The following is a 26,787-nucleotide window of genomic DNA, read 5'->3' on the forward strand; positions in this document are numbered from 1 at the left end:
CACCATTAATAAATTTATAAATTTTCCTGACAAAAGAGTGGATATTATAATTAAAATGGGAATAATTATAAAAAGAGTTAGAATATCTGTCAATAGATTCCAGGGAATTACCCCTACATTGATCAATAACCGTAATAATCCAAATAGTAAAGTAAAGATTACTATGAAACTCATTACTTTTGCAATATTCTTTTTCACAATATCCCTCTATTCTAATTGAGTTTTTCAATCATTTAACTGTTCCTTACTTCTTGATTAGTATTTCAATCTCCTCTTTATATTCTTTAACTAATTCATTCAAAAAGTCATTAGTATTTTCATTGTATGTCTCTAATTCCTCTTCGTTATAATCGTCGGGTTCACCAAATATTTCGTGCGTGTATGCATTTAAATACGCATTTTGTTCACTCTTGATTTCTACATACTTCATATAATATTTTTCAGGATCTATCCCCAACTTTTGAGCTTGTGATTCGATAAACGCATGCATTGATTTTCCGTACGGATCTTTTATATCTTTAAGAGGGAGCGCTAACATTGTTTCCGCTTGCAAACTAATTTCATCAGAAATATCTACATTCAACGCCTTAGCTTCTTGTATCATTAATTCGAGCTTTGCAGTTCCTTCAATGTTTTCCAACACCTGATCATCTGCATACAAAAACCGCAAGTCACCAATTGTAATCTCTTTGTCTTTCACAATTGCCGCAATATCATCGTCATGAAAATCTTTTATACTTCCTTGAACACTGGAACTGCACCCCAATAATGAAATAATTAAAAACAAAGCAATTAATAAATGAAAAACTCTTTTCAAAAAAACACCTCCATCTTGCCCGTACATTTCCGTAAATACTTATATGAGAATCATATGAGATACTCATTACTTATCATCTTTACGTTGGATCTCCGCTAAAATAAATCCTCCCATGATTGCAACCGGAATACTGTTTGCAAACACTGCTGGCTCCAAAAAACTTCCAAGAATACCACCAAAAATCGTTAAAATAACTGCAATTACAATTCTTCCCATGTAACTCCACCTTTTCAACAAATTGACCCATTTAATTTATAGGATCGCCTCATTTAACAATATGATTCTAAATCTTAGCAGAGTCATATTGCCTAGACTAATTAATCACATAATAACGTCTTAAATAGATTGAATTATAACATTATTATTAATGCTAACATATTTGGAGACTAGGGGCTATCCTATCTTTTGGTTAAATGCTTATAAATAAGAAAATAAAACAAGCACTTGAAAAATGAATCATTCAAGTACTCGTCGATTTTACTCCATATTTTTTATCACCTTAGATTTCCGACTAATTCGGTTGTGCGCTGTGCCTCTACAATCGTATCAAGTAACTCTTGCAACTGTGTCTGTAATCGGAATTCGCTATCAGTTTCTTTAATTGGATTGACACTATTTTCTTTATCAATCAAGGAATCTTCGAAATAAACGCCTTGTGTAGAAACGCCTTTTAAATTATGTATAATAGGCTTCAATGAAAACTCAATTGCCAGCAAATGTGCGATGCTACCGCCAACCATGAAAGGCAATACTGTTTTTCCCCTAAATGCATTCTCTGGTAACAAATCAAGTAACGCTTTAAGTACGCCCGTATAAGAAGCCTTATATACTGGGGAACCGATAATGATTCCGTCCGCATTTTCAACTTGTTCAATCACACTTCGGATAGATGGGCTATTGAAGCGTACATAAACCAAATCTTCCGGTGGTAGATCAGGAATAGCAATATAATCTACCGTAAAACCTTTCTTTTGTAATATGGATTCTACATAACGAAGAACGAGATCTGTACGTGACGGTGTCAATGGACTTCCTGAAATAATAACAATTCTACTCATCATTTAACCTTCTTTCTCTTATTTTTTGGGATATTTAATAAATTGGATATAAAAAACCCCCTTCTCGATAGAAAAGAGGGTTGAATAATAAATATTCTTTTACTCTTATCTGCCAAGAAGTTACTCTTGCTGGAATTAGCACCTTTCTGCGAGGCAGAGGTTGCTGAAGCTTCAACGGGCCAGTCCCTTAGCTTCTCTTGATAAGATATTAAGTTGTAAGAACAATCATAATACAATAGGAATGTCCCGTCAAGGGCTCATACCTATTAAACTTGTCGGGATTAAATGTTTTAATATTTAATCCAGCCATATAAAAAACCGAAAGAGGGTGTCCTCTTTCCCCACTCTTTTCGACCCATCTGCAAAACAGAACTCACATAAAAAAACACTAGATCACCTCACGATTTTTCAGTGTGAGGTCTAGTGTTTTTTAAATACATTATTTTCTTATCTAATGCCATGGGCAATCATTGCATCTGCTACTTTAAGAAAACCAGCAATGTTGGCACCGACAATTAAATTACCAGGTTGACCATATTCTTCAGACGCCTTCAAACAACTTTGGAATATGTTGTTCATTACTTCTTTAAGTTTTTCGTCAACTTCTTCAAATGTCCAGTTAAGACGCATGCTATTTTGGGACATCTCCATTGCTGATACAGCTACGCCGCCAGCATTGGCCGCTTTTGCTGGTGCAAATAAGACATTATTTTCGATGAATAAGTCAACCGCCTCTTTTGTACAAGGCATATTCGCACCTTCAGCGATAGCTTTTACATTATTATTGACGAGCTTATATGCGGCCACTTCATCGATTTCATTTTGTGTTGCACAAGGAAGTGCGATGTCACAATTAATGGACCAAATCCCTGTACAATCATCAAAATATTTAGCACTCGAGTGGAACTTTTTATATTCTTTAATTCGTTTATTTCCTTCTTCTTTCAGCACTTTAACTGTTTCGACATTGATTCCATTTTCGTCGTAGATATAGCCGCTAGAATCACTACATGCCACTACCTTCGCACCGAGTTCAATGGCTTTTTCCATTGCATAAATAGAAACGTTCCCAGAGCCAGATACGATCACTCGGCTTCCGTTGAAACTCATATCATTCACTTTTAACATCTCTTCAGCAAAGTAAATCGTTCCATAGCCTGTTGCTTCTTTTCTTCCCAAGCTCCCACCATAATTTGGATCTTTTCCAGTAAAGACGCCCGCCTTATGGCCCCCGTGCAATCGATTATACTGCCCAGACATATATTCTACTTCTCTTCGGCCAACACCTATATCACCCGCTGGCACATCCAAATCTGGTCCGATATATTTACTTAGCTCCGTCATGAAACTTTGAACAAACCGCATGATTTCACGTTCAGACTTGTTTTTAGGATCGAAATCAGATCCTCCTTTACCAGCACCAATTGGTTGACCTGTCAGGGAGTTTTTGAAAATTTGTTCGAAAGCTAGAAACTTCATAATACTCGTATTTACAGAAGGATGGAATCGAATCCCACCTTTATATGGTCCGAGATCACTATTAAACTGCACACGATATCCACGATTGACATGTACTTTTCCTTGATCATCTTCCCAAGCTACACGAAATGTAATAATCCGGTCTGGCTCAGTAATTCTCTCTAAGATACCATCACGAATATATTGGGGATTTTTTGAAAAGACTGGACGTAATGAATCAAATATCTCCCGAGTTGCTTGTAAAAATTCTACTTCCCCTGGATTTCTTTGTTTGATCAAAGAATAAACTTCATGGACATAATCATTTGCAAGTTTTTTTGGGTTTTCATATGCTTCACTTATGTTTGCCAAAATAGCATCAGTCCTTCCTAAATTCAAGTTAGTCGATAAACCTTATACATGTTACATACACATTTTCAATCATCAAGTTTAATAATTCTTTCGTAGGCTTTAATATAATTCAGCATAATTATAAGCACCGACTAAAACAAATCATTCTCATATATCTCTATAATTACTGAGATGACGGGCTTTTGCTGAATAATGTTAAATTACACGAATTTAGTATATTTCTTTATAATACAAGTAAATAGGGATACTTTCAATATGAATAATTGAAAAGATAAATCAATTTTGTGTATTTTTATAGAATAAGACTTTAATTTATGAAACAAAGGTCAACAATCTTAATATTGCGATAAATAAAGTTGGATAAAGGCTCGATAATTCAAAGACTGTCCATTAAGTGTATAAACTAAAAGAAGCTGTTCTAATAGAGCGAAAAAAGGTCAAGGATATTAACAATCCTTAACCTTTTTCAATCTCAAGTTACTCTTTTCCTATTTTGAAAGAATCGAGAAAAGTTCTTCTAAGTTTGTAATTTCATATGTCGGTTTTATTTCTTTATGTTGGGCTTGGTTGTCTCGATTAATCCAAACAGATGGAATTCCCACGTAAGACGAACCCAAAATATCAGTCATTAAATTATCTCCAACCATCAGTGCTTCATTTGCTTGAACACCGCTAAGTTCTAATGCATGGTCAAATATGGTTCGATCTGGCTTCCCTACGCCAAATCCACCTGAAATGATAATATGTTCGAAATAAGGCGCAATTTCTGGTGTAATCTCAAGTTTTGTATGTTGTAAACTTGGTGATCCATTAGTGATGAGCACTAGCTGATACGATTCTTTCAATTGATCGAGTACTTGAAACGTTTCCTCATAGACAAAAGGACTTTTCTTGCGCTCTTCAATAAATAATTCTGCGAGTTTTTCACCTAAAGCTGCATCTTCTATTCCTAGACGACGAAGACCTCTTGTCCACGCATCGCGTCGATAGGTTGGGACAATGTCTTTCATCTTCTGGAAGCTGTCAGCCTCATCATCAAACGTGCCCCACAGACCTTCAAAAGGATTGATACCTATCATTTTTGTAAATTCAAATGTTTCATATGTTGCGTATAGTTCTCTCGCTTCATCACGAACGGCTTTCTCAAGATCTTCAGGATCTACATCGTAACTTTTACTTGCTGCTTCACAAGTTTTTTGAAATGCAGTCGCTACGCTCTTCTTATCCCATAATAATGTATCATCTAAATCAAAAAATATTGCTTTAATCATTGTAATCCCCTGTCTACTCGTAAATAATCGCCCCTAGTTAGACTAGGAGCGTTCATAAAAATTATTTTCGGTTATAATAATCTGTTACTGCACCTTTTGATGCACAAGTTACGTTATGTGCATATTTCCCTAAAACGCCTCGCGTGTATAATGGTGGTGCTACCCAATCTTTTTTGCGTTCTGCAAACTCTTCTTCTGAAACATTTACTTTAATTTCTTGTGTTTCAGCATCAATCGTGATTTCGTCATGATTTCTGATGAAAGCGATTGGTCCTCCAACTTGCGCTTCTGGTGAGATATGTCCGACGACTAATCCATGTGTACCACCAGAAAATCTTCCATCAGTTATGAGCGCAACTTTCTCGCCTAACCCTTTACCAACAAGAATTCCAGAAATCGATAACATCTCTGGCATACCTGGTCCACCTTTGGGACCAACATGACGAATGACTAAGACGTCGCCTTCATTAATTTCATTTTCCATAACTGCGTTTGTTGCCGCTTCTTCCGTATCAAATACACGTGCTGGCCCTGTATGCGTTCTGACGGAAACACCAGACATTTTCGCAACTGCCCCGCGTGGTGATAAATTACCCTTTAGAATCACTAGTGGCCCTTCTTCACTTAACGCTTTGTCAAAAGGCATAATGATTTTTTGTCCTTCGGCTAAATCTGGTGCTTCCTGAAGGTTTTCAGCGACTGTTTTACCTGTAACTGTTAAACAATCTCCGTGTAGATAACCAGCTTCTAAAAGCATTTTCATAACTGCTTGAACTCCACCAATTCGGTGCAAGTCTTCCATTACGTATTTACCACTCGGTCTTAAATCCGCTAGATGAGGTGTTTTCTTCTGGATACGATCGAAATCATCCATCGTTAAATCTACCTCTATCGCATGTGCAATTGCAAGTAAATGAAGGACAGCATTTGTAGATCCACCCAGCACCATGACAACTGTAATCGCATTTTCAAACGCTTCTTTTGTCATAATGTCTTTTGGATAAATTCCTTTTTCCATTAAATTGTAGAGTGCATGACCAGCTTCTTCACAATCCGCTAATTTTTCTTCTGAAACTGCTGGGTTTGAAGAACTTCCTGGTAAACTCATTCCCATCGCTTCAATCGCAGATGACATTGTATTTGCTGTGTACATTCCACCACATGCACCTGCTCCTGGACAAGCATGACATTCAATTTTGTTTAACTCTTGCTCATCTATTTGTCCATTATTTAACTGTCCAACGCCTTCGAAAACAGACACAAGGTCAATACTTTCCCCGCGCAACTTTCCTGGTGCGATTGTACCGCCGTAGACAAATACGGAAGGAACATCAGAATTGGCAATCGCAATCATACAACCTGGTAGGTTTTTATCACAGCCACCGATAGCAACTAAACCATCTAAGTTTTCCCCGCCAATTACTGTCTCAATGGAATCTGCTATTAAATCACGACTCGGTAGTGAATAGCTCATTCCTTTCGTCCCCATAGAAATTCCATCTGAAATTGTAATTGTGTTAAAAATCATCGGAACAGCGCCCGCTTCTTTCGCGCCTTTTTTTGCGGCTATGGCTAATTCATCAATATGTATATTACATGGTGTTACTTCACTCCAGGTACTCGCAATTCCTACCATTGGTTTCTCAAAATCTTCGTCTGTCACACCAACTGCGCGCAACATTGCACGGTTTGGCGCTCTCATTGTACCTTCACTGAACACTTTACTATGAATTCTCATATCTTTTTTCATTGCAAGTCCACCTCTTTCATTGTTTTATTATACGACATCTTTTATATAGTTCAATGTTTTCTTACTAATTTAAAGAAAATAATAATCCCTTACAACTTGAATGTAAGGGATTACTTTGTTGTATCTATTATCTTTTTCGAATTGTAAAATTATCTTTTAACAAAAGCCAATTTTGCGGAAATGCGAGCCCCAGTTTCCAATACATGATGCCACGAAGATTAAATTCTTTAATCAAGTCGAACTTCGCTTGGATACTTCTGGCATCTTCAAACCACACTTCATGCAATACGCCTTCTGCATCGTAGTAGTTAAAATATGGTGCTTGTGCCTGGTAATCATATTGAATCGATACATTCTCTTGTAATGCTAACGCGATGGCTTGTTGTGGGCTCAAAGCTTTTGCTGGTGCGCCCCCTTGTGGTGAAAATGGTGCAGCCCAATCATAGCCATATAAATTTTGCCCTAGCATGATTTTGTTACTCGGCATAACACTTGTGGCATACTCCACTACGCGTCTCACAGGAGTAATTGGACTGACTGCTTGCGGCTCGCTGTACGTGTAACCCCATTCGTATGTCATCAGAGCAACAAAGTCTAATAACGCACCATGAGATGCATAATCATGTCCGCCGTATATGCCAGTCAATACATTGGCTGTCATGGGTGCAACTGCTGAGGAGACTGTCAATCCAGCCATATGAAGTCGTTCACTAGCGCGACTAAGAAAATTATTATAAAGTTGCCTGTCAGCTGGAAACAGTAGCTCAAAATCAAAGTGAATGTCCTTATATCCGACATCATTTGCGATTTGAATCGCATTTCCGATTAACTGATTTTGCGCTTCTAGATCCGTGAGAATCGCGTTTGCGAGTGTAGGTTCAAATCGATAGTTTTCCAAGTTGCTAATAACCATCGCATTTGCAACGCCATTAGAAGTTGCAATTTGGGGAATATTATCCGTCGATGGTGCTTGTAACGAACCATTACGCAACACTTGATAGCTGAACATTGCGAGATATGTTAAATACGTTCCACTCGTTTTATCACGTACTTCTTCAATCATCGATTCTGCAACCGGCGTGCGTGGTTCTACATAAAGCATCGTCTCAATTTCTGGTTTTGTTTTTTGTGGAACTTCAAGCCTTTGACCAATTTGCAATATCGCATTCGTTGCGATTCCGTTCGCATTCGCTAGGGCGGCAACTGTCGTCCCATATCGATTGGCAATAGTAAAAAGTGATTCACCAGGTTGCACAATATGAAAACTACCTGATATCGGAATAACTAAAGCTTGGCCTATGACTAGTCTAGATGGATCAGGTATTTCGTTGGCTGTCGCAATTTCTGCTACGGTTGTGCCGTATGTCCTGCCAATCTCATATAGACTTTCACCAGGTTGAACAACGTGAATTCGCATTCATCATCTACCTCTCTCTCAAAAGTACACACTTCTTAAAAGTTTATTGATGTGACAAGCTCAATATGCATACTATTAATAAGCCACTCGAATACTTGATACTATTAAAACTAGTTTTATATTTCATATAGCGAATTGAGATGATTCGCATACACTACTAATGACAAGGCGATTGCCTAAGATTATGAAAAATATAGATGAGGGAAGGGAAACGTTTGAAGTTAAAAAAAGTCTTCCGCTTATTTTTCTGTGCAAACTTGCTGTTGTTATTTGTCTTTACCTTTCTACCAGTCCTAATTTTGAACCCAAATTGGGGCCAAGTCGATTCCATTTTAAATTACATGAACAAAGATTGACAAAGCTGACAAACGATCCACGGCACACGACAAAAAAACGCCGAAGTCCGATAAAGGACATTGGCGTCTTACTTTTTTAACGTATCCCTATTTAGTTACCGTAAAATTGAATTTACAATATGAATTGGCGAATTTTCAAAGAGTGAAAAATAATTCATTGGATGACTTTTCGGAAACAATTCTTGGCGAATTTCTCGGTTGGTTTTCCCTTTTTCATGTAGCGATATAACTTTCGTTTGGATTTCCGATAAATAGGCTAGTTTTCTTGCAATCACTTCTCTGCCATTTTGAATAATCCCTGCATGCGAACAAATATAGGTGTCAAAATCATAAGTTAACATCAATCGCAAAGAGTTGATAATCTCCGGAATGGATTCGAATGCAAATAAGCTTTTCGGTCTCGATTGAACGTATAAATCTCCGCCAAACAACCACTTTTTTTCACGATTATACAAAGCGACATGATCATGTGCATGACCAGGCGTATGAATCACATCCCATGTATAATTTGGCGTGCTAAATTTATTTTCTAACGGAAGCGCTTCAAACGGTGCGCGCTCTCCCCAAAAAACTTTCCTATAAAAAGGCAGTTTCATTCGATGCTTGCAATTATCTATCCCCGATTTATGTATGTAAATTGGAATTTTCTTATGCTCGAAAATCCATTTTGCTGTTCCCGTATGATCTTCGTGATGATGCGTTAAAATTACATCGGTTATCGGCCATTTATTCAATAATGGGATTAATTTCTCTTGTATTTTTGAATTTCCTGTATCGATTAATAATCCATCGATATAATACACTGAAACGAGCAATTGTCGACCTGCGAATTTATTGATAAATTCTACTTGTGTCATATCTTCATAAGAAATTATATTCAACTCAAATCCACTCCTTCTGTTTCAGGTATATATTTTTTCAATATAATTTATGAATATCTTTTAATTCTACATCCATACTAAAAGCGATGCAAAAAACTTTCACGAAATAGGAGGAATTTTAGTTGAATCAAAATCACTCTGGTAGCGAAACTCATCAAAACATGCACACTGGCGCAGTCACACCACAAATGAATCATGGAGGTCATGAAGTGCTAGATCTTCATGAGGTTCTCTCAGGTTCAATTGCGGCTCTAAATCAAATGATGTTACTACGACCACAAGTAAAAGACCCTGAATTACTCAATATCTTAGACCGGCAATACCGTTTTGCATTGGATGAATATAATATAACCGTCGAATGTTTTAAAACAGGGCAAGACCCTTCACATCCGACTGGATCTTACAAGATGACCCAAGGGAATGATTTTGTATATGGAATGAAAGCGACACAACCCAAAAAACCGATTCAATCGGCTGCTGAAATATCTGATGAAATGATTTCTGGTTTCTTGCTTGATGCTTGTAAAACAAGCGCTTCTGGTAAAACGATGGCTGCTCTTGAAACATGTAATCCAGTCGTACGCCGTGTTCTGGCTGATTCTGTTCCAAACTGCATTGAAATGGCCTATGAGCTTTCACTATATCAAAACAAACACCATTATTATCAAGTGCCACAACTTGCACAACAGGATATGCAGAATTTACTTAATGCCTTTGCAACCAGTGGACAACCTGCTATGCCCAACCAGCAAAATCTACAATAAACTAATCACCGAGTACTTGAATTTTCCAATGTTCAAGTACTCGAATTGTTTTTTATCTTACTTACGTTGCAGAAGCGCATCCAACCCTGTATCATTTTCTCTATAGATAATTTTATATAGAAGGAAATGGTGATGATGATGCGGGTTGCAATATTTGACTTTGATGGAACTTTGTATGCAAAAGAAACCTATCAAATTCTGATGGATCATTTGAAGGAACATCCGGTATATCATACGAGATACAAGCGATTTTACCGTACGATTTTACTGCCTTATATTGGCAATAAAATGAAAGTTTATCCGAACCATAAAATGCGAGAACGATCAATGCAAATATATTTGGATGCACTTAAAGATTTGTCAGTCGATGAGATGGATACCTATTTCCGTGAAATTTCCGTAAAAATGCAAGCTGATTTAAATCCCGAGGTTGTTGCGAAAGTAAAACAACATGCCGAGGATGATGTCTATGTCATGTTAGTCTCAGGGGCGTATACCCCACTTCTACATATCGTTGCTGAGGGATTACCCTTTGATAAAATCATCGGTACGAATATCCCTATTAAAAATTCTTTTATTGACTTGGAAACACCCATTCATCACATCCAAGGATTGAGAAAAAACGAAGAGATCAAATCAGTATTGGGAAATAAAGAAATTGACTGGGCCAATAGTTTTGCTTATGGCGACAGTTATTCAGATGTTTCAGTTCTGGATTTAGTCGGCAATCCAGTAGCCGTTCAACCAGAAGAGCGATTAAAAGTATTCGCAAAAAAGAGAGAATGGCAAATTATATAAAAAGAACCCGAAGCTATGATTTAATCTTAGCTTCGGGTTCTTTGCACTTATGCGAGCTGCTGAACATTCTTTTTTAGTATACCTGCAAGCATAGCCGTTACAATTGCACCAATTATGATTGCAAGCGCGTATAACAGTATGCTACTTACGCCGCCTTCAACGAGTCCCATGACAAAAACACCGCCATGTGGTGCACGTAAAGCAATATCAAAGAACATTGTAAGTCCACCTGTGACAGCTGCACCAACAACTGATGCTGGAATCACACGCGCTGGATCTGCTGCAGCAAACGGAATAACTCCTTCAGTGATAAAGCACGCACCTAACACATATGCTGTTTTCCCTGCTTCTCTTTCTTGTTTCGTAAAACGTTTTTTAAACAATGTCGTAGCGAGTGCAATCCCTAGTGGCGGCACCATTCCAGCTGCCATGACAGCTGCGATAAATGTAAAGTTTTGTGCATCTAGCATAGCTATGCCAAATGTGTAAGCTGCTTTATTTACCGGTCCCCCCATATCTATTGCCATCATCGCACCTAACAAAATTCCAACGAGTACGACGTTTGTACCACCAAGTCCTTCCAAAAAGGAAGTAAGCCCAGTATATATTTTTGTTAAGGGTGGGTTAATCAGCATCATGGCCAATCCAGTAAATGCAATACTAAATACCGGGAAAAACAATACCGGTTTTAACCCTTCAAGTGAGTTCGGTAATTTCGAAAACATTTTCTTCACGAGCAATGTTAAATAACCTGCAAGAAATCCTGCGATGAGTCCGCCTAGAAATCCAGATCCCCCGGCGGCTCCTTCAACGCCTGTCACAGTAATGGCAATCAATCCACCTACCATACCAGGTGCAAAACCAGGTCGATCCGCAATACTAGATGCGATGAAACCTGCCAATACAGGTACCATTAGGAAAAATGCTTTTCCACCGCCGATTTCATTCAGCATGGCTGCAAAAGCATTATACTCGGGACTATCTGGATTACTCGATTCAATGCCCCAGAAGAAAGATAAAGCAATTAAAATTCCGCCGCCCACTACAAATGGAAGCATATTAGAGACACCGTTCATGAGGTGTTTATAAAAACCAACTTTACCTTCAGTGCTCTCCTCGTCGCCTTTAGCGCCATCATGTTTATAAATCGGTGCATCTAGATTAATCGCACGGGTGATCATCTCTTCTGCTTCATAAATTGCTTTTCCAACAGGAATTTGGATGACCGGTTTTCCATTAAAACGTGCCATCTCTACCTTCGTATCGGCTGCTACAATAATCGCAGATGCATCCGCTATCTCTGCATCTGTTAAACGATTTTTCACACCGCTTGACCCATTTGTTTCAACCTTTATCGAAACACCCATCGTCTTTGCGGTTTCTGATAGCTTTTCAGCAGCCATAAATGTATGTGCAATCCCTGTAGGACAAGCTGTTACCGCAAGTATTTTCCCTGCTATTTGCGGTTTTTCTTCTACTACTTCTTCTTTTGGTCCATCAACCGCTATTTCTTTTTCGTTTACAATCGTCAAAATTTCTTCTTTCGACGTTGCAGACAGTAGTTTTTCTCTAAAATTCTCATCCATTAAAAATGTCGCGAGTCTAGAGAGCGCTTCCAAATGGTCATTATTCGCACCATCACTAGCTGCGATCATAAAGAAAATATGCGCGGGTTGCCCATCAAGTGATTCAAAATCTAATCCTTCTAGTGAGCGACCAAATGCAATTGACGGCTTTTTCACGGCGGCTGATTTCGCATGTGGAATGGCTATCCCATCTCCAATGCCCGTCGTACTCTGCGCTTCACGTGCTAAGATATCCCTCGTAAATGATTCTTTGTCACTTAAGGTTCCGGCCTGATCTAGTTGTGTAACTAATTCCTGCAATATTTCCGGCTTAGATTTTGAATCAACATCTAATATGATTGTTTCTTCACGTAATAATTCCGTTATTTTCATCATTTTTCATTCCCTTCTGTTAAATTACGTATCTTAATTTGGTGAAGTAAATCTTCTACAGCATTTTTCTCACATAAGTCTGAAGAAAAAGCAGTCGCACTTCCACTAGCTACACCGTATCGAAATGCATCGTGCACATTTTCATTTTGCGTAAATGATGCGATAAATCCTGCCACAAGAGAATCTCCAGCACCTACTGTATTGACAACTTTACCTTTTGGTGCCTCGGCAACGAATCCTTCCTCTTTTGATACAAGTAGTGCACCTTCTCCGCCCATCGAAACAACAACATGCCTAATCCCTTTTCCAACTAATTTCTTTGCGTAGTGGAAAGCCTCTTCTTTAGAAGTGATTTGGGTATTAAACAGTTCACCCAGTTCGTCGATATTGGGCTTAATCAAAAACGGCTTTGTATTGATTAAATCTTTTAATGCGGCACCCGATGTATCCAAAACGAAATAGACATCATTATTCTCGCAAATGGCTGCAAGTTCTTTGAAAAAGGAAGTCGGAATTGTATTTGTTAAACTACCTGCTAAGACGAACCAGTCCCCTGATGACATCTGCTTCACTTTTTCACGTAATTCAGTTAGCTGATGCTCATTGATACGAGGACCAGGTCCATTTAATTCTGATTCTTGTGCGGCTTTTATTTTTACATTGATACGTGTAATCTCTTCAGTTTGGATGAAATCTGTCTGTATGCCTTCTCTTATTAGAAAGTCGGTCATGTATTGACCAGTAAACCCGCCGATATAACCAAGTGCAACGCTACTTCTTCCTAATCTTTTTAGAACACGTGAAACGTTAATCCCTTTGCCACCCGGATAATAATGGACTTCTTCTGTGCGATTTAAGTCGCCTAAATGAAATTCAGGTAAATACGTTGTATAGTCGAGACTCGGAGTGATTGTACATGTATAAATCATGGCGTAACCACCTTTACTATAGTCTGAAGTGCTAATTTTTCTAACTCATTCTTTTTAAGTTTACCTGTTACCAATACTGCATCTTCTAAATCAATTATCTTTGCAAAACTAACTTTTTCATGTTTCGAAGGATCTGCTAGCATATAGGTTTTTTCTGCAAGTTTACTGGCGAGTTGTTTCACAGCGGCTTCTTCAGGATCCGGTGTTGTGTAACCGAAGGATTCATGGAAACCATTTGTCCCTAGAAAACATTTATCAAAACGATAGTTTTCAAGCGATTGAATCGTTTGTGTACCAACAAGCGCACCAGTTTTGCTTTTGACATAACCACCCGTCAAATAGGTCGTAATGCCATGTTGGACTAATGCATCCACATGCATCAGTCCATTGGTTACGACGACAACTTCCTTACCAACTAAAAATGGAATTAATTGAAGTGTTGTTGTTCCTGCATCCAAATAGATACAATCTTCATTTTCGACCAATGATGATGCATATTTTGCAATTGCAATTTTCTCCTGAAGGTTTCTGGTGGATTTGTCAATCACGCTATGCTCATGACGTTTTCGTTCATTAATCGTCGCACCACCATGAATTCTTGTTAATTTTTGTTGGTTTTCTAATTCTGTTAAATCACGCCGAATAGTCGATTCTGACGCATTTGTAAGGTCAATAATATCTTGTATTTTAATTGTTTTCTTTTGTGCTAATAACTCAATAATCACTTCTTGACGTTCATTCGTTAACAAGTTGACATCACCCCGATCCCTTCTCTTAGATTCTATAATAATTCATTAACACTCCACAGTCAATCAATTTCATTCAAAACCAATCAATAAACTGAATAATAAAAGGATTGGCTTGTGAAGTGCCAATCCTGTTTTAACGTAACATGTATTATGAACGATAACCAAATCGTATTTTACCACCAGTTCGTAGTTGAGCCACTTTTGCTAAATCCTCTTTTGAAACGGTTCCAATTGTCGCATACCCACCGATTGTTTGGGCATCTGCCATTAAAATGATTGGTTGACCGTTTGTTGGAACTTGCACCGTGCCAAACTGAGTAGCTTCACTGACGATGTCACCACTCGTCATGAACCCAAGTTTTGGACCACTGAAGAAATAGCCCATACGATCACCCCCACGGAGGGTGTAGGTATTCGTCAAAAATATTTGAACGCTCGCTTCATCAAACAAGTTCACATGTGGACTTTTAAATAATTCGATCGAAATTTCTTGAAGGTAAGTCGGAACGAACTCAGTCCGCAAACCTCTATTGATGCGTTGCTTTTTTGTTGTATCCCCATATAAAATCATGCCATCTTTGATCGGGTCACCCATTCCACCTTTCTCATAACTCGATTTGCTTCCTAAGAATGATTTTACTGAAAATCCACCTTCAGGAATTAGATAGGTAATTGCACCAATGAGTGGCTGAGAAAATGTGAGTAATTGCCCTTTTGTAATCAAAAATGTTTTCCACAACGGTACTTTTTCGCCATCAAGTTGCGCACTTAAATCTGCACCTGTAATGACAATCCGATGATCTGTGAGTACTTCTAGTGTCAATCCGCCTAAGAATAGTTCCAGTGCAGTACCCTGTTCATCATTTCCGATAATTTTCTGCCCGAACATAAAAGCTTTAATATCCATTGGCCCCGAAACAGGGACCCCGAATTTACGATAACCCAATCTCCCACGATCTTGAATAGATGAAAAGACGCCAGATTTTACGACTTTAAATAACGGAATCATAGCGCGACACCCGGAGCTTTGACTTGGATGGATGCTGCTTTTAAAACTTGTCGGATCATTTCGGCATGGTTTGCAACGCCAATTCCATCGCCGTGAAAACAGATGGTGTCGGCTCGGATCGTAATGATGTCACCCGTTATCGTTTGAACTTTATGATGAATAATAATATCCAGTATTTGTTTCTCAATTTCTTCATATGTATCGATCACGGCATTTGGTAGAGTTCGTGAACTTAGTTGACCATTCGCGGTATATCGACGGTCCGCAAAAGCTTCTCCCGCTATTTTAAGACCGATTTTCTTACCCGCGGTAATTAGTTCACTACCGAAAAGCCCATACAAATAGGCAGACGGAACTGCATCATAAACTGCTTCAGCAACCGCTTCTGCTATCGCCCCGTCGATTGCTGCAATATTATACAAAGCGCCATGTGGCTTTACATGCGAAACCGGCACACCTTGTATGTCGCAAAATTGTTTGAGGGCACCAATTTGATAAACGATTATATTATAAATTTCCCGAGGTGACATTTGCATCGCCCTTCTCCCAAACCCTTGTATATCCGGGTAACCAGGATGCGCACCAATCGATACATTTTTCAATGCTGCCAATTCAACCGTTTCACGCATAACATTAAAATCCCCCGCATGAAAACCGCAAGCAATATTCGCAGACGTTATATAATCGAATAACTTTTCATCTTCTCCGATTGAGTAACCCCCAAAGCTTTCGCCAACATCTGCATTTAAGTCAATCCTCATACAGTCACTTCCTTCACATAATTCAAGTATATATTCGGGTTAGCTGTAATTTCTAATTGCAATTCAAAAAACTGTTGCGTTGAAATCTGCAAAAAAGTAAGTGTATCGCCGGCTTGCAGTAAAAATGGCTGTGGACGATTTGCATTAAACAACTCAAAAGGAGTTCGTCCGATTAGATTCCATCCTCCTGGTGATTCAATCGGATAAATTCCAGTTTGTGAACCACCAATGCCCACCGCCCCTTTTGGCACAACAAGCCGTGGTTCGCTTCGTCTAGGAACCTCTAATGCAGAAGACAACCCGCCCAAATAAGGAAAACCTGGTAAAAAACCAATCGCAAAAATCGTATAACTTGAACTTGTATGTAGCGAGATGACTTCTTCACGTGACAACTGAGTATGATTCATAACATCTAAAAAGTCCTCACCAAATGGCGATTCATAGCAAACTGGAATTTGAATATGCCGGCTCTTTAAATGTACTTTGCGATTTGGCCTGGACTGCCACTTTAGCTGAATTTCTTCTATTAAAGCGGCTGATTTAATTAAATCCCGTTGAAAATAGACGGTTACCGTTTCATAACTCGGGACGACCTCTTCTATTAAACCTTTCCATTCTTGTTCAATAAAATCACAAAACGCTTGTAAAGTAGTAAAACTCTCATTAAAACTTTTCATTTCAAAGTCAAAGCGAAGTGTCCGTTCATTAATTTGCATCATGCGTAACGCTCTATTTGTCATTGGCGCCCAACACTTCGATACACAATACGATCCCTTTTTTCAAATCATCATGTGACCAACTTGGTACGCTACCGTGTTGGATAGCTAGTTCGTGGGATGCTGGAATGTGGATGAAGCCACTCTTCATGTGTTGGCGATGATTCGCTGCATAATATAGCGCTTCGTACATCATATTGTTGCATAAATAAGTTCCGGCCGTATTCGAAATCGCTGCTGGCAAACCCGCCTCTTGTAAACGATTCACCATTTCTCGGATTGGAAGGGATGTGAAATAGCCATCTTCCCCGTCCTCATGTATCACTTCATCTGTTGGGGTATGGCCTTCATTATCTGCAGCACCGTCTTTCACATTGATCGCAATTCTTTCAGGCGTGATTTTCGAGCGACCCCCGGCTAGCCCGAGTGAAATGACTGCATCAGGTTGGATGTCATCTATATAAGCTAATAATTGATCACCTGACGATGTAAAATCTACTGGAAGCACTTCACTATGAATTTTGTAATTTCCTATCACTTCCCCATGTAATTCCTCGACAATTTTCATGGTTGGGTTCACAGTGAACTTTAAAAATGGTTCAAATCCCGTTAAGAGTAATGTTTTCATAACCATGCCACCTTTGTTTTTTGTTAGAAAAAAAGATATTCTCAAATTAAGGAGAATATCTTTAGGGTTTGTTAAGCAATATTATAAAATGTTTTCGCTTTTTCTAAAAACGGTAGGTCCTCATCTAGTAAATCTTCTTCGTGGTATATTGCTTCAACCGGACATGCCGCGACACATGCACCACAATCTATACAAACATCCGGGTCGATGAAGTACTGATCTTCGCCCTCTTCGATGCAGTCAACAGGACAAACCATTACACAGTCCGCTGCTTTTTCTGTAATACAAGCAGATGTTATCACATAGGCCATTCGATACGCCTCCTTCATATTTTTTCAGTTACACTATGCTTCTATTGTTAAGTTTAATATACTTTGAGGGAAATAAAAACTATAATGTTTGAAGATTTTCCAACAAAACATAATGTCATTGACATTTATGGGCGGATACGTTATACTTATTAAGTTGAGAAGTTGGGTAACAAATGAGATTTGATGTTCTGGCATTCTACGTAATGTTTTTGATATACTTATTCACACTGGCGCGACTATAGGGTCGCAAGGACGTAAAAGTAGGTAGGGTTTACGTTGCTTAGGTAGAAGACGCCTAGTGGAGCAAATTACCGCGGTAAAGAAAGTGCATACTTTCTATGGAAATTATTCTCTCAAACACTTGAGATGAAGAATCAATTCAAAAATTTAATGTTACCAATTATAAACAAAGGGATATTCTCATTTTGAGAATATCCCTTTTCCAACCTCTAAACTTAACAGTCTAGCCACAAAAGCACTTCCTCCACCTTATCTGTAGCAGCTTTTCTAGTCTTCATTATCTTAACTGAAGTAAGCCATTCGCTACGAGATAGATTAACTACAATAAATGGAGTCAATTCTATTTAATAATAAGGTCTAATTAGCAGATAAACTAATACGCCTGTAAAACTAACATATAGCCAAATCGGCATTGTCCAGCGTGATATTTTCTTGTGGCGTTCAAGTTCTCGATTCCAAGCACATGTGATACTTGTAAGTGCAAGTGGAATTATTGACATCGCGAAAATAATATGGGTAATCAAAACAAAATAATAAAATACCGCAATGAAACCTTCTCCACCAAAAGACGTGGATGAGGCAATGAAATGGAAAACAACATAAGTGATTAGAAATAGCAACGTCGCTACCACTGCCGCATAAATGAAACGTCGATGTACTTTTATATTTCCCTTGAGTATGGCGATAAGCGCACCAATTAAAAATAAAAATGAGCATACATTGAAGATCGCATTCATCATTGGTAATAATGTTACATCAAACGCATCGAATTCTTCAATCCCTGGCAAACTTAACAAAATAACAATTGCACTTATTAAGACAATCGTTAAAAGAATAATTGCTGGTTTATAGTTTCGTTTGGTAAAAACTACTTCAGAAGTTTTTGAGTTCATAAAATCAGACCCTCTATTATATTTTGTAATTCTTCCTACTAACTAATAGTCTAGCATAAGAATATTCATTTTCTCAGAATGAATGTTTGATACTAGGATAATAGCAATAGATTTTGGCGAATTCGTGAAGAGAATAATTAAAAGACTCATACTAAATAAAAAGGCAACACTCAAAGTTGAACTGCTCTTGAGTGTCGCCTTTTAAATTTATAATTTTGCTTCACAAGTTACAAGGAAGCAGAACTTTTCCTCCACACTCTATGACACCTTGATTTCTACTTCCACTCAAAAGGCGTTTCCTGGTAGACATAATAATTCAACCAGTTAGAAAAGAGTAGATGTGTATGAGAGCGCGACGTATTCAATGGTTCCTTCGATGGGTCATCATTTGGAAAATAATTTTGCGGAACCTTGATTTCGATACCCTTCGCTACATCTCACTCATATTCCTCAACTATAAACAAAGGGATATTCTCGAAATGAGAATATCCCTTTTCCAATTTATCATGAAACAAAGATACGTTTACAAGATCGTATAATAGCCAGATTATTGAGGGGGACGAAAGACAATGACATTGAACACATTAATCTCCCGATAGTTCAATCTAACAATCTTTTTACTACCTTATCCAACTTGATTTCAAGTGTTTCTTCTAGCTCGTCATAAAATCTTTCGTCTAATGACTCTAAGAAGCCATCGTACTGTCCATCTTCCCAAGAATCAATCACTTCATTCCGTTCTTCAATATCCTTCGGTGGATTTCCATTTGGAAATAACTCATTCACTTCTTGCAACAAATTAACAATATCAATTGCATCTATTCTTTTTAAATCTTCTAATGCATCATCAAGGTCATCAGCCCCGCTATTATAATAATAACTTATTATGCCTCCATTATTTATTGCATCAATTACCCCTCTTACGTTAAGCCATATTCGTTCATCCGAATTAAAACTTAAGTAACCCTTTTTATCATACTTTTCAAATAGTTGATTCCAACGCTGTTCCCAATCTTCATATTCTAATTTACCCATTTTACATCTCCATCTACTCAAAATGAAAATAATGCTATTCTAATTAATTCTTTACTTTTTTCGTTTCTTTACGCTATCTGACACTTCGATTTCTATTTCCATTCAAAAGGCGTTTCCTGGTAGACATAATAATTCAACCAGTTCGAAAAGAGAAGATGCGTATGCGAACGCCACGTATTCAATGGCGGCTTCGATGGATCATCGTTCGGAAAATAATTTTCTGGAACTTTAATATCGATGCCTTTTGCCAGATCCCGCGTATATTCCTCAGCTAATGTATCTGCATCGTATTCCAAATGCCCCGTTAGCATAATGTGATTGCTGTCATTCGACAAAATGATGAAAGCCCCAGCATCATCAGACTTTGCCAATAAAGTCAGCTGTGGATGCTTGCTGATTTCGTCGGAAGAAACTGTTGTATACCGCGAATGCGGTGCATTAAATTCATCATTAAAGCCTTGTACTAGTTTTACTGTAGGGTCCGACAAACGATGGCTGAACACGCCTGAACATTTCTCCGACAACTCATATTTATCTATCCCATAATGATGATAAAGTGCGGCTTGTGCACCCCAACAAATATGTAAAACCGACGTCACATTGTTTTTCGACCAATCCATGATTTCTTTCAATTCATCCCAATAGTTTACATCTTCAAATTGTAAGTGTTCAATTGGTGCCCCTGTAATAATTAGCCCATCAAATCGACGGTTTTTAATGTCTTCAAATGTTTCATAGAAATTATCTAAATGCGATTTACTAACATTCTTTGAGTGATGGCTTGCCGCATATAAAAAGGTCACATTTACTTGCAGTGGCGTATTGCCCAATAAACGCAGTAATTGTAACTCTGTACGCTCTTTCTCAGGCATTAAATTCAACACTGCAATATTAAGTGGGCGAATATCCTGCATCCTAGCACGATCCTCGTCCATTATAAAAATCTTTTCTTGTTTTAATAATTCTCTTGCTGGCAGCCCGTCAGGTATATTTATTGGCAAAAAAACTCTCTCCTTTTACCTTTTCATTATATGTATTTATCATTCCTCCATAGTATACATTATTTTCGCTCTATTCCAGTAAAGAAGATGCTTATAATAATTATTACTAGAGACATTGTTCAAATACTCGGTACTTCCTTGTAACTCACTGCTATAATTCTCCGAACACTCAGCCTTGAATATCCCGTTTACTATATCCTATAAAACCAGCCACAGCCGCAGCAATTGCAATAACCACTAAAATCGATACCTTCATATAATCCATGTCTTCTACAGGTATGTTGGGAATATGACCAAATGGCGTTAATTTGGCCAGCCACTCTGGAAACTGTAGAAGCCCCCCTAAATAGACGACGAAGAACGAATACAGTAAACAGAGCCACATCGCCCCAGTAAATTTCGGTGCTATGCCTATAAACACTGCCGCTAAACTCGTCATCACCCACATGGCTGGAAGATAAACGATTGCTGCACCATAAAGCGTACTAAAAACAAGCCCCTCCTCAGTCACCGCATTTCCCGCAGTCCATAATCCAATGGCAGCCAGTGATTGCATCAAAAAACTGGTCATAATCGACAAGGCAAACGCACTTCCCATTAAACGTGTTCGAGACACTACACGGCTGAGTAAATGTTCTGTTCGATTCTTTTTCTCTTCCCCAACCAGTTTATTCATCACCATCAAGGCAGGTATTGTACTAATCATTGCCATAATCGACATAATCATCGTTATAAATTGATCCGTCAAGGAAAAACCGTCAACCGGTGATAACAAATCCTTCAACATTTCATTATCCATAAAAAAGGATTCCAGTTCACCGAATATAGAACCATAAGACGCACCGAGGACAAACATCCCAATCCCCCATGCGATTAAACTTGTACGCTGCAACCTGATGAATAAACCGAGTGGGCTTTGTAAAAATATAGATGCATGCCTTCTTCCCGGTTTTGCTGGTAAAAATCCGGACCCTAAATCTCGGATTGCACTTAAGTAGAACGCAAGAATCATTAATAGCAATGCGATTCCAATCGTTAACGCAATTGGCCACCAATAGTTATTCACATAGACTTCCGCACTCAACACCCAACCTAACGGCGAAAACCAAGAAATCGTCCCACTTCCAACATCACCAACCGCACGAATCAGGTAAGAAACACCCAACACAGTAAAAGCGAGTCCAATCGTTCCTCGTGCATTCTCAGATAGCTGTGCAAAAATTGCGGTTACCGCAGTGAAAAATATCCCCGTAGCACCTACAGCTGCCCCGTATAATAACGAGCCTTTTAAATTCATACTTTCAATGCCCATCCCATACAAGCCAAAACCAATGAGAATTGCAAACAGGATATTCAAACCACTCACCACGCCAACAGTCGCCGCCAAGTTTGATAACCGCCCTGTCGGCAAAGATCGGATTAACTCAACCCTGCCCTCTTCTTCATCTGCCCGGGTATGTCTCGCTACCAATAAAATACTCATCAATCCAAAAGCAATCGCTGTAAAAAGCAACATTTCATGGGCGAATAAAGCACCGATTGTATAGTTATCAATGCCATAAGCTGGACCAACCATTGCGGTCATCGCTGGATTCAACATCGTTTGGGCAATGATTTGCCGCTCCTCTTCATTTGCATACAATTCCGAAAAAGTTTGAGCAACTAGAAAAGTAAAAGCCGCTAACATAAATAACCAAATTGAAATACGGAGCCGGTCTCTTCGTAAAATGAATTTTGAAAGCATCCAAGTATTTGTATAGCGCTGATTTGCCATTAGATTACACCTCCAACTCCTGAATCTGAAGTTGTAGAAAGGCCTTCATAATGCCTCATGAATAAATCTTCTAATGTCGGTGGTGCACTTTCTATAGAAATGATTCCATATTGGCTGAGAACTTTCATCACTTCATCCAATTCTTCACCGTCAACATGAAGGACATATGATTGCTCCTTGACTTCGATATCATGGACACCTTTCATATTATGAATGTCGGTCATTGGCAATTTCGTTTCTACGTTCAAATTGGTTCTTGTTAAATGGCGTAAATCTGTTAATGTGCCAGTTTCTATAATTTTTCCTTCGCGAATAATGGCAACTTTATCGCAAAGTCTTTCAACCTCAGACAAAATATGACTGGATAACAATACACTTCTCCCTTCATTTTTCGCCTCCAAGATACATTCCTGGAATACACGTTCCATTAATGGGTCAAGCCCAGAAGTTGGTTCATCCAAAATATATAAATCCGCATCCGAAGCTAATGCTGCGATTAACGCAACCTTTTGACGGTTTCCTTTCGAATACGTCCGGCATTTTTTCGTAGGATCTAGATCAAATCGCTCGATTAGCTCATCTCGTTTACTTTGATTCGATTTCCCTCGCAACTTCATAAATAGATCGATAACTTCTCCGCCTGTTAAATTTGGCCAAAGGTTTACATCCCCAGGCACGTATGCAATACGTTTATGAATCTCGACTGCATGTGTCCACACATCTTTCCCAAATATTTTAGCACTTCCTTTTGTCGCTTTTAAAATTCCGAGTAAAACACGAATTGTCGTCGACTTACCAGCACCATTTGGACCAATGAAGCCGTAAATTTCGCCTTTTTCGACTTTCAGATTAACATCGTCCAACGCAGTAAAACTTCCAAACTTCTTTGTAAGATTGGTAATTTCCAAAATCGACATTATCTCATCCTCCCCATTCACCTAAGCATTATGATAAAAAACGGTTTTTAGTACAGCTACGTATTCGTAATATTCTTCAAAGTATATTTCATAATCAATTTCCGAAATCACTTGATCGCGTAATCGGAATTTCAAGCTCTCCTCAAAACCATGAAGGGACCACTGAACTAATTCGAATGCTTTTTTAGGATCAATATCCTTCCTAAATCGGGCAAATTCAATATTTTCATAAAGCACATCACCCCATTTTTCTTGTAAAGTTTGAAATCTATTTTTCAACTTATCATCAAGTTGGTCTGGATTTTTCACAAAAAGTGTTGAGATAAAATTAATCACTTCTGGATGAACCATGAAAAAATCCCACTTCACTTTTGAAACGGTTAGTAACCTTTCAAATAGATCCGGATTAGCATAATCGATACGTTCAAGATATTCTTTTTCTAAGATATCGATGCAATAATCGACTAAATAGGTATATAGATTTTTTTTACTCGTAAAATAATAGAACAACATGCCTTTCCCAATCCCCGCATCTTCTACAATTTTGTTTGTAGAAGCTTGTGCGTAACCTTTATCAGCAAACTCTTTAAGCGCTGCATTTAAAATGTTCTTCTGTTTTTCAATTTCCACTTTATCAAATTTAATTGTCACTTTCATACCTCCGTAGACCAATCTGGTCGATTAAATAATACCATTTATCGACCAACGCGGTCAATGACCTTTTAGATGATTATAAATATACAAAAAAGAACGCCAGATGACTGACATTCTTCTTAGTCCACCTTTTCTTCTTTTTTCTTCAACTTATATTTAATTGGCGGTATTGTAGAGTTTAATACTAAATCCTGAATATAAGATGAGGTGGAGTTGTAGCCCTCTTCTATCTTATCGGCAAGAAAATGTGTACGTTCATAAAGAATGGAACGAAAATTATCAACTTTCCTCGATAACTTCTCCATTAATGCTTCTTGATTTTCCAACCGATTCACAAAATCTTCTTGAAAACTTTCTTGGTTTGACAGTTGTTTGACTATATCTTGCTGAAATTCAATTTGTTGTTCGACCTTTGAAGCCAATTCTAGATTCTTTTTACCCTGCACTTCTACTCTTGTTGTTAAATCACGACCAAAATCGATATGCTCAATTTGTCCTTCAGCTAAATCCCTTACATCATTTCTAATTCGTTTCACCTGGTTAGATTGCAATTGGTTTTGTTTTTGAAGTGTCTTTTCTAATGATTGTATTGTATTTTTTAACTCTGCATTCGCCTGATCTTGTTTTGTGATTAACTCAGCCAAATAATCTTGTTTATATATTGTTTGGTTTGGTTCCGTCAGTTGAGCTTGATTTTTATAAATAGCTGGATGATTTTCACGATTAATGAATAACCCCATTACTTTCAACCTCCTACCTGCATGTATTCTTATCTTATGCAGGAATATGAAAAAGGATAAACGATTTTTAAGTAGGAAACATTAACCATTGATTGCTGATAACATGTCGTGTATACTAAGTAAACAAGCTGCATTGTTCGTATGACTATTAAGTTTTAACCTTTATACTGTAACAGGGAGTTTTACATCGAAATTGAAATGGCATGCCACGTTCATTATTAACGAGGACAGACAGGAAAATTTCTGCGAACACCCACTTTGAGGAGTGGTGGTTTAAAACTTTCTAATAAATACGGCAGAGGCGGCTTACTTACATAATAATATAAAAGCAAACACTATCCACTTAAGGATAGTGTTTTTTTGCAGGGGTGCAAAAAATTATTCTTCTTGTTTTTCTATTGTATTTTTTGTGCTTGAATATAAGCCACTAGCTGAGAGTCCTAGCATTGCACCAACTAGTATCCCTTGCTTATAGTCAAAATCCGTTACATAGACAACCCCTATTGCGATACCAATCACAAGCGCAATAAACGGTAAGATTTTTTTACTAACGCCTGCCCGCTTAAACAATTCGACCAATCCCATGATTAATGGGATTAACACAACATCATAGATTTCAAACATATCATCACCTCTTTTCTCTCTGTATTTTATGCACGACTTGTCCTTTCGGTAACGGCGTCATTTTTTCAACGATTTTAATGGCAAAATCCTATTTCAAACGATACTATTAATGAGTAAGGAAGGTGAATCGTCCTATGAAACGGTTAGTCGTTACAGGCTATAAACAACATGAACTTGGTATATTTGATGACAAGCATCCCGGCATTAATTACATAAAAAAGGCGATTAGAAGCCGATTTCTTGAATTATTAGACGAGGGACTTGAATGGGTGATTGTCAGCGGACAACTCGGTGTTGAAGCCTGGGCAGTAGATGTTGTTATCGAGTTAAAAGAAATCTATCCAGAACTTAAATATGCTGTTATCACGCCTTTTCTTGAACAAGAGAAAAATTGGAACGATACAAATAAGATGAAATACAGCGATATTATTGCTAATGCCGATTATCATGTCAGTCTGACTTCAGTTCCCTATGAGGCCCCTTGGCAATTCGTCGAGAAAAACAAGTTCCTTCTACGAAATTCCGACGGCATACTCATTCTGTATGATTCAGAAAACGAAGGATCTCCGAAGTTTATAAAAGAAGCTGCTGATCGCTTCGCTGAATCTTCCGGCTACCGAGTATTGACCATTACACCAGACGATTTAAATGCAATTGCTGAAGCCGAACAGATGGAAAATTGGTATTGAAAAACAAAAACTGCTATCCGAAAATTTCTGGATAGCAGTTTTTGTTTTTCAATTAATATCACATTTCCAAAAGTGTTGGTTGGCAATTTCCTGAATGGAGTCCTCTTAAAATTGGTTAGTATCTACTTAAGCTCTTCTACTATATGCATCCCTCATTAAAAAACTTCTCAGAGTTAATGATTCCTCGACAACCAGCACGGTATTTCATGTTTTAACT

General features: G+C 38.1%; 27 protein-coding genes, 1 pseudogene and 1 riboswitch. Of the genes and pseudogenes, 3 read left to right on the forward strand and 25 right to left on the reverse strand.

The annotated features are described in order from the left end of the window. Window positions 1-244 precede the first annotated feature (244 nt). From AC25Y1_RS01040 to AC25Y1_RS01075, 8 genes are all read right to left on the reverse strand, one after another. Complete coding sequence (locus AC25Y1_RS01040; protein WP_488146077.1) at window positions 245-817, reverse strand: hypothetical protein; 573 nt, start codon at window positions 815-817, stop codon at window positions 245-247. A 66-nt stretch (window positions 818-883) separates the two neighbouring features. Continuing rightward, a complete protein-coding gene (locus AC25Y1_RS01045) occupies window positions 884-1,033 on the reverse strand; it encodes a hypothetical protein (RefSeq protein ID WP_488146078.1) in 150 nt (49 codons plus the stop codon). A gap of 278 nt (window positions 1,034-1,311) precedes the next feature. Beyond that, the gene (ssuE, locus tag AC25Y1_RS01050) at window positions 1,312-1,875 is read right to left on the reverse strand and encodes an NADPH-dependent FMN reductase (protein ID WP_488146079.1); all 564 of its coding nucleotides are present in this window, start codon (window positions 1,873-1,875) and stop codon (window positions 1,312-1,314) included. A gap of 102 nt (window positions 1,876-1,977) precedes the next feature. Next, window positions 1,978-2,082, reverse strand: a riboswitch (SAM riboswitch). 240 nt (window positions 2,083-2,322) lie between these two features. Next, window positions 2,323-3,705 carry an NADP-specific glutamate dehydrogenase gene (gene gdhA / locus AC25Y1_RS01055; protein ID WP_488146375.1) on the reverse strand — a complete coding sequence of 461 codons (1,383 nt, stop codon included), beginning with the start codon at window positions 3,703-3,705 and terminating at the stop codon, window positions 2,323-2,325. 488 nt (window positions 3,706-4,193) lie between these two features. Continuing rightward, entirely contained in the window at window positions 4,194-4,976 is a 783-nt protein-coding gene (locus AC25Y1_RS01060) for an HAD family hydrolase (protein ID WP_488146080.1), read from the reverse strand. Between the two features lie 61 nt (window positions 4,977-5,037). Then, entirely contained in the window at window positions 5,038-6,726 is a 1,689-nt protein-coding gene (gene ilvD, locus AC25Y1_RS01065; RefSeq protein ID WP_488146081.1) for a dihydroxy-acid dehydratase, read from the reverse strand. A 127-nt stretch (window positions 6,727-6,853) separates the two neighbouring features. Further along, complete coding sequence (locus AC25Y1_RS01070) at window positions 6,854-8,143, reverse strand: glycoside hydrolase family 18 protein (RefSeq protein ID WP_488146082.1); 1,290 nt, start codon at window positions 8,141-8,143, stop codon at window positions 6,854-6,856. A gap of 451 nt (window positions 8,144-8,594) precedes the next feature. Further along, a complete protein-coding gene (locus AC25Y1_RS01075) occupies window positions 8,595-9,380 on the reverse strand; it encodes an MBL fold metallo-hydrolase (protein WP_488146083.1) in 786 nt (261 codons plus the stop codon). A gap of 122 nt (window positions 9,381-9,502) precedes the next feature. On the opposite strand from AC25Y1_RS01075, the gene AC25Y1_RS01080 reads away from it, so the two are divergent. After that, window positions 9,503-10,144: a spore coat protein gene (locus tag AC25Y1_RS01080; protein ID WP_488146084.1), complete on the forward strand. Its 642-nt coding sequence runs from the start codon at window positions 9,503-9,505 to the stop codon at window positions 10,142-10,144. Window positions 10,145-10,276: 132 nt separating this feature from the next. Then, window positions 10,277-10,942: an HAD family hydrolase gene (locus AC25Y1_RS01085; protein WP_488146085.1), complete on the forward strand. Its 666-nt coding sequence runs from the start codon at window positions 10,277-10,279 to the stop codon at window positions 10,940-10,942. Window positions 10,943-10,989: 47 nt separating this feature from the next. Here the strand turns inward: AC25Y1_RS01085 and AC25Y1_RS01090 are convergent, their stop codons facing one another. The 17 genes and pseudogenes from AC25Y1_RS01090 to AC25Y1_RS01170 form a co-directional block, all read right to left on the reverse strand. Then, window positions 10,990-12,900, reverse strand: a complete 1,911-nt coding sequence (locus AC25Y1_RS01090; protein WP_488146376.1) for a PTS fructose transporter subunit IIABC — start codon at window positions 12,898-12,900, stop codon at window positions 10,990-10,992. Next, the gene (pfkB, locus tag AC25Y1_RS01095; protein WP_488146086.1) at window positions 12,900-13,829 is read right to left on the reverse strand and encodes a 1-phosphofructokinase; all 930 of its coding nucleotides are present in this window, start codon (window positions 13,827-13,829) and stop codon (window positions 12,900-12,902) included. Before pfkB ends, AC25Y1_RS01090 begins: the two co-directional genes overlap by 1 nt. Then, window positions 13,826-14,578, reverse strand: coding sequence for a DeoR/GlpR family DNA-binding transcription regulator (locus tag AC25Y1_RS01100; RefSeq protein WP_488146087.1), 753 nt, complete (start codon window positions 14,576-14,578; stop codon window positions 13,826-13,828). Before AC25Y1_RS01100 ends, pfkB begins: the two co-directional genes overlap by 4 nt. A 148-nt stretch (window positions 14,579-14,726) precedes the next feature. Then, complete coding sequence (locus AC25Y1_RS01105) at window positions 14,727-15,587, reverse strand: 5-oxoprolinase subunit C family protein (RefSeq protein ID WP_488146088.1); 861 nt, start codon at window positions 15,585-15,587, stop codon at window positions 14,727-14,729. Continuing rightward, window positions 15,584-16,348, reverse strand: a complete 765-nt coding sequence (locus AC25Y1_RS01110; RefSeq protein ID WP_488146089.1) for a LamB/YcsF family protein — start codon at window positions 16,346-16,348, stop codon at window positions 15,584-15,586. Before AC25Y1_RS01110 ends, AC25Y1_RS01105 begins: the two co-directional genes overlap by 4 nt. Beyond that, complete coding sequence (pxpB, locus tag AC25Y1_RS01115; protein ID WP_488146090.1) at window positions 16,345-17,088, reverse strand: 5-oxoprolinase subunit PxpB; 744 nt, start codon at window positions 17,086-17,088, stop codon at window positions 16,345-16,347. Before pxpB ends, AC25Y1_RS01110 begins: the two co-directional genes overlap by 4 nt. Continuing rightward, the gene (pcp, locus tag AC25Y1_RS01120) at window positions 17,078-17,692 is read right to left on the reverse strand and encodes a pyroglutamyl-peptidase I (protein ID WP_488146091.1); all 615 of its coding nucleotides are present in this window, start codon (window positions 17,690-17,692) and stop codon (window positions 17,078-17,080) included. Before pcp ends, pxpB begins: the two co-directional genes overlap by 11 nt. A 71-nt stretch (window positions 17,693-17,763) precedes the next feature. After that, on the reverse strand, window positions 17,764-18,003 hold the full coding sequence (locus tag AC25Y1_RS01125; RefSeq protein WP_488146092.1) for a DUF362 domain-containing protein: 240 nt from the start codon (window positions 18,001-18,003) through the stop codon (window positions 17,764-17,766). Between the two features lie 584 nt (window positions 18,004-18,587). After that, complete coding sequence (locus AC25Y1_RS01130; protein ID WP_488146093.1) at window positions 18,588-19,136, reverse strand: DUF420 domain-containing protein; 549 nt, start codon at window positions 19,134-19,136, stop codon at window positions 18,588-18,590. A 275-nt stretch (window positions 19,137-19,411) separates the two neighbouring features. Then, a pseudogene (locus AC25Y1_RS01135) lies at window positions 19,412-19,573 on the reverse strand (homoserine O-acetyltransferase/O-succinyltransferase family protein); the annotation flags it as partial. Between the two features lie 163 nt (window positions 19,574-19,736). Further along, window positions 19,737-20,171, reverse strand: coding sequence for a DMP19 family protein (locus AC25Y1_RS01140; RefSeq protein WP_488146094.1), 435 nt, complete (start codon window positions 20,169-20,171; stop codon window positions 19,737-19,739). 92 nt (window positions 20,172-20,263) lie between these two features. Further along, window positions 20,264-21,172, reverse strand: a complete 909-nt coding sequence (gene metA / locus AC25Y1_RS01145; protein WP_488146095.1) for a homoserine O-acetyltransferase MetA — start codon at window positions 21,170-21,172, stop codon at window positions 20,264-20,266. Window positions 21,173-21,341: 169 nt separating this feature from the next. Then, a complete protein-coding gene (locus tag AC25Y1_RS01150; RefSeq protein WP_488146096.1) occupies window positions 21,342-22,946 on the reverse strand; it encodes an ABC transporter permease in 1,605 nt (534 codons plus the stop codon). Beyond that, the gene (locus tag AC25Y1_RS01155; RefSeq protein WP_488146097.1) at window positions 22,946-23,863 is read right to left on the reverse strand and encodes an ABC transporter ATP-binding protein; all 918 of its coding nucleotides are present in this window, start codon (window positions 23,861-23,863) and stop codon (window positions 22,946-22,948) included. The genes AC25Y1_RS01150 and AC25Y1_RS01155 overlap by 1 nt, the downstream gene beginning before the upstream one ends. A gap of 21 nt (window positions 23,864-23,884) precedes the next feature. Next, entirely contained in the window at window positions 23,885-24,514 is a 630-nt protein-coding gene (locus tag AC25Y1_RS01160; RefSeq protein ID WP_488146098.1) for a TetR/AcrR family transcriptional regulator, read from the reverse strand. A 122-nt stretch (window positions 24,515-24,636) separates the two neighbouring features. Next, on the reverse strand, window positions 24,637-25,257 hold the full coding sequence (locus tag AC25Y1_RS01165) for a hypothetical protein (RefSeq protein WP_488146099.1): 621 nt from the start codon (window positions 25,255-25,257) through the stop codon (window positions 24,637-24,639). A gap of 378 nt (window positions 25,258-25,635) precedes the next feature. Then, a complete protein-coding gene (locus AC25Y1_RS01170) occupies window positions 25,636-25,881 on the reverse strand; it encodes a hypothetical protein (RefSeq protein WP_488146100.1) in 246 nt (81 codons plus the stop codon). A gap of 134 nt (window positions 25,882-26,015) precedes the next feature. On the opposite strand from AC25Y1_RS01170, the gene AC25Y1_RS01175 reads away from it, so the two are divergent. Next, window positions 26,016-26,570: an SLOG family protein gene (locus tag AC25Y1_RS01175; protein WP_488146101.1), complete on the forward strand. Its 555-nt coding sequence runs from the start codon at window positions 26,016-26,018 to the stop codon at window positions 26,568-26,570. Window positions 26,571-26,787: the final 217 nt, after the last annotated feature.

Source organism: Sporosarcina sp. Y1009 (assembly GCF_057669865.1).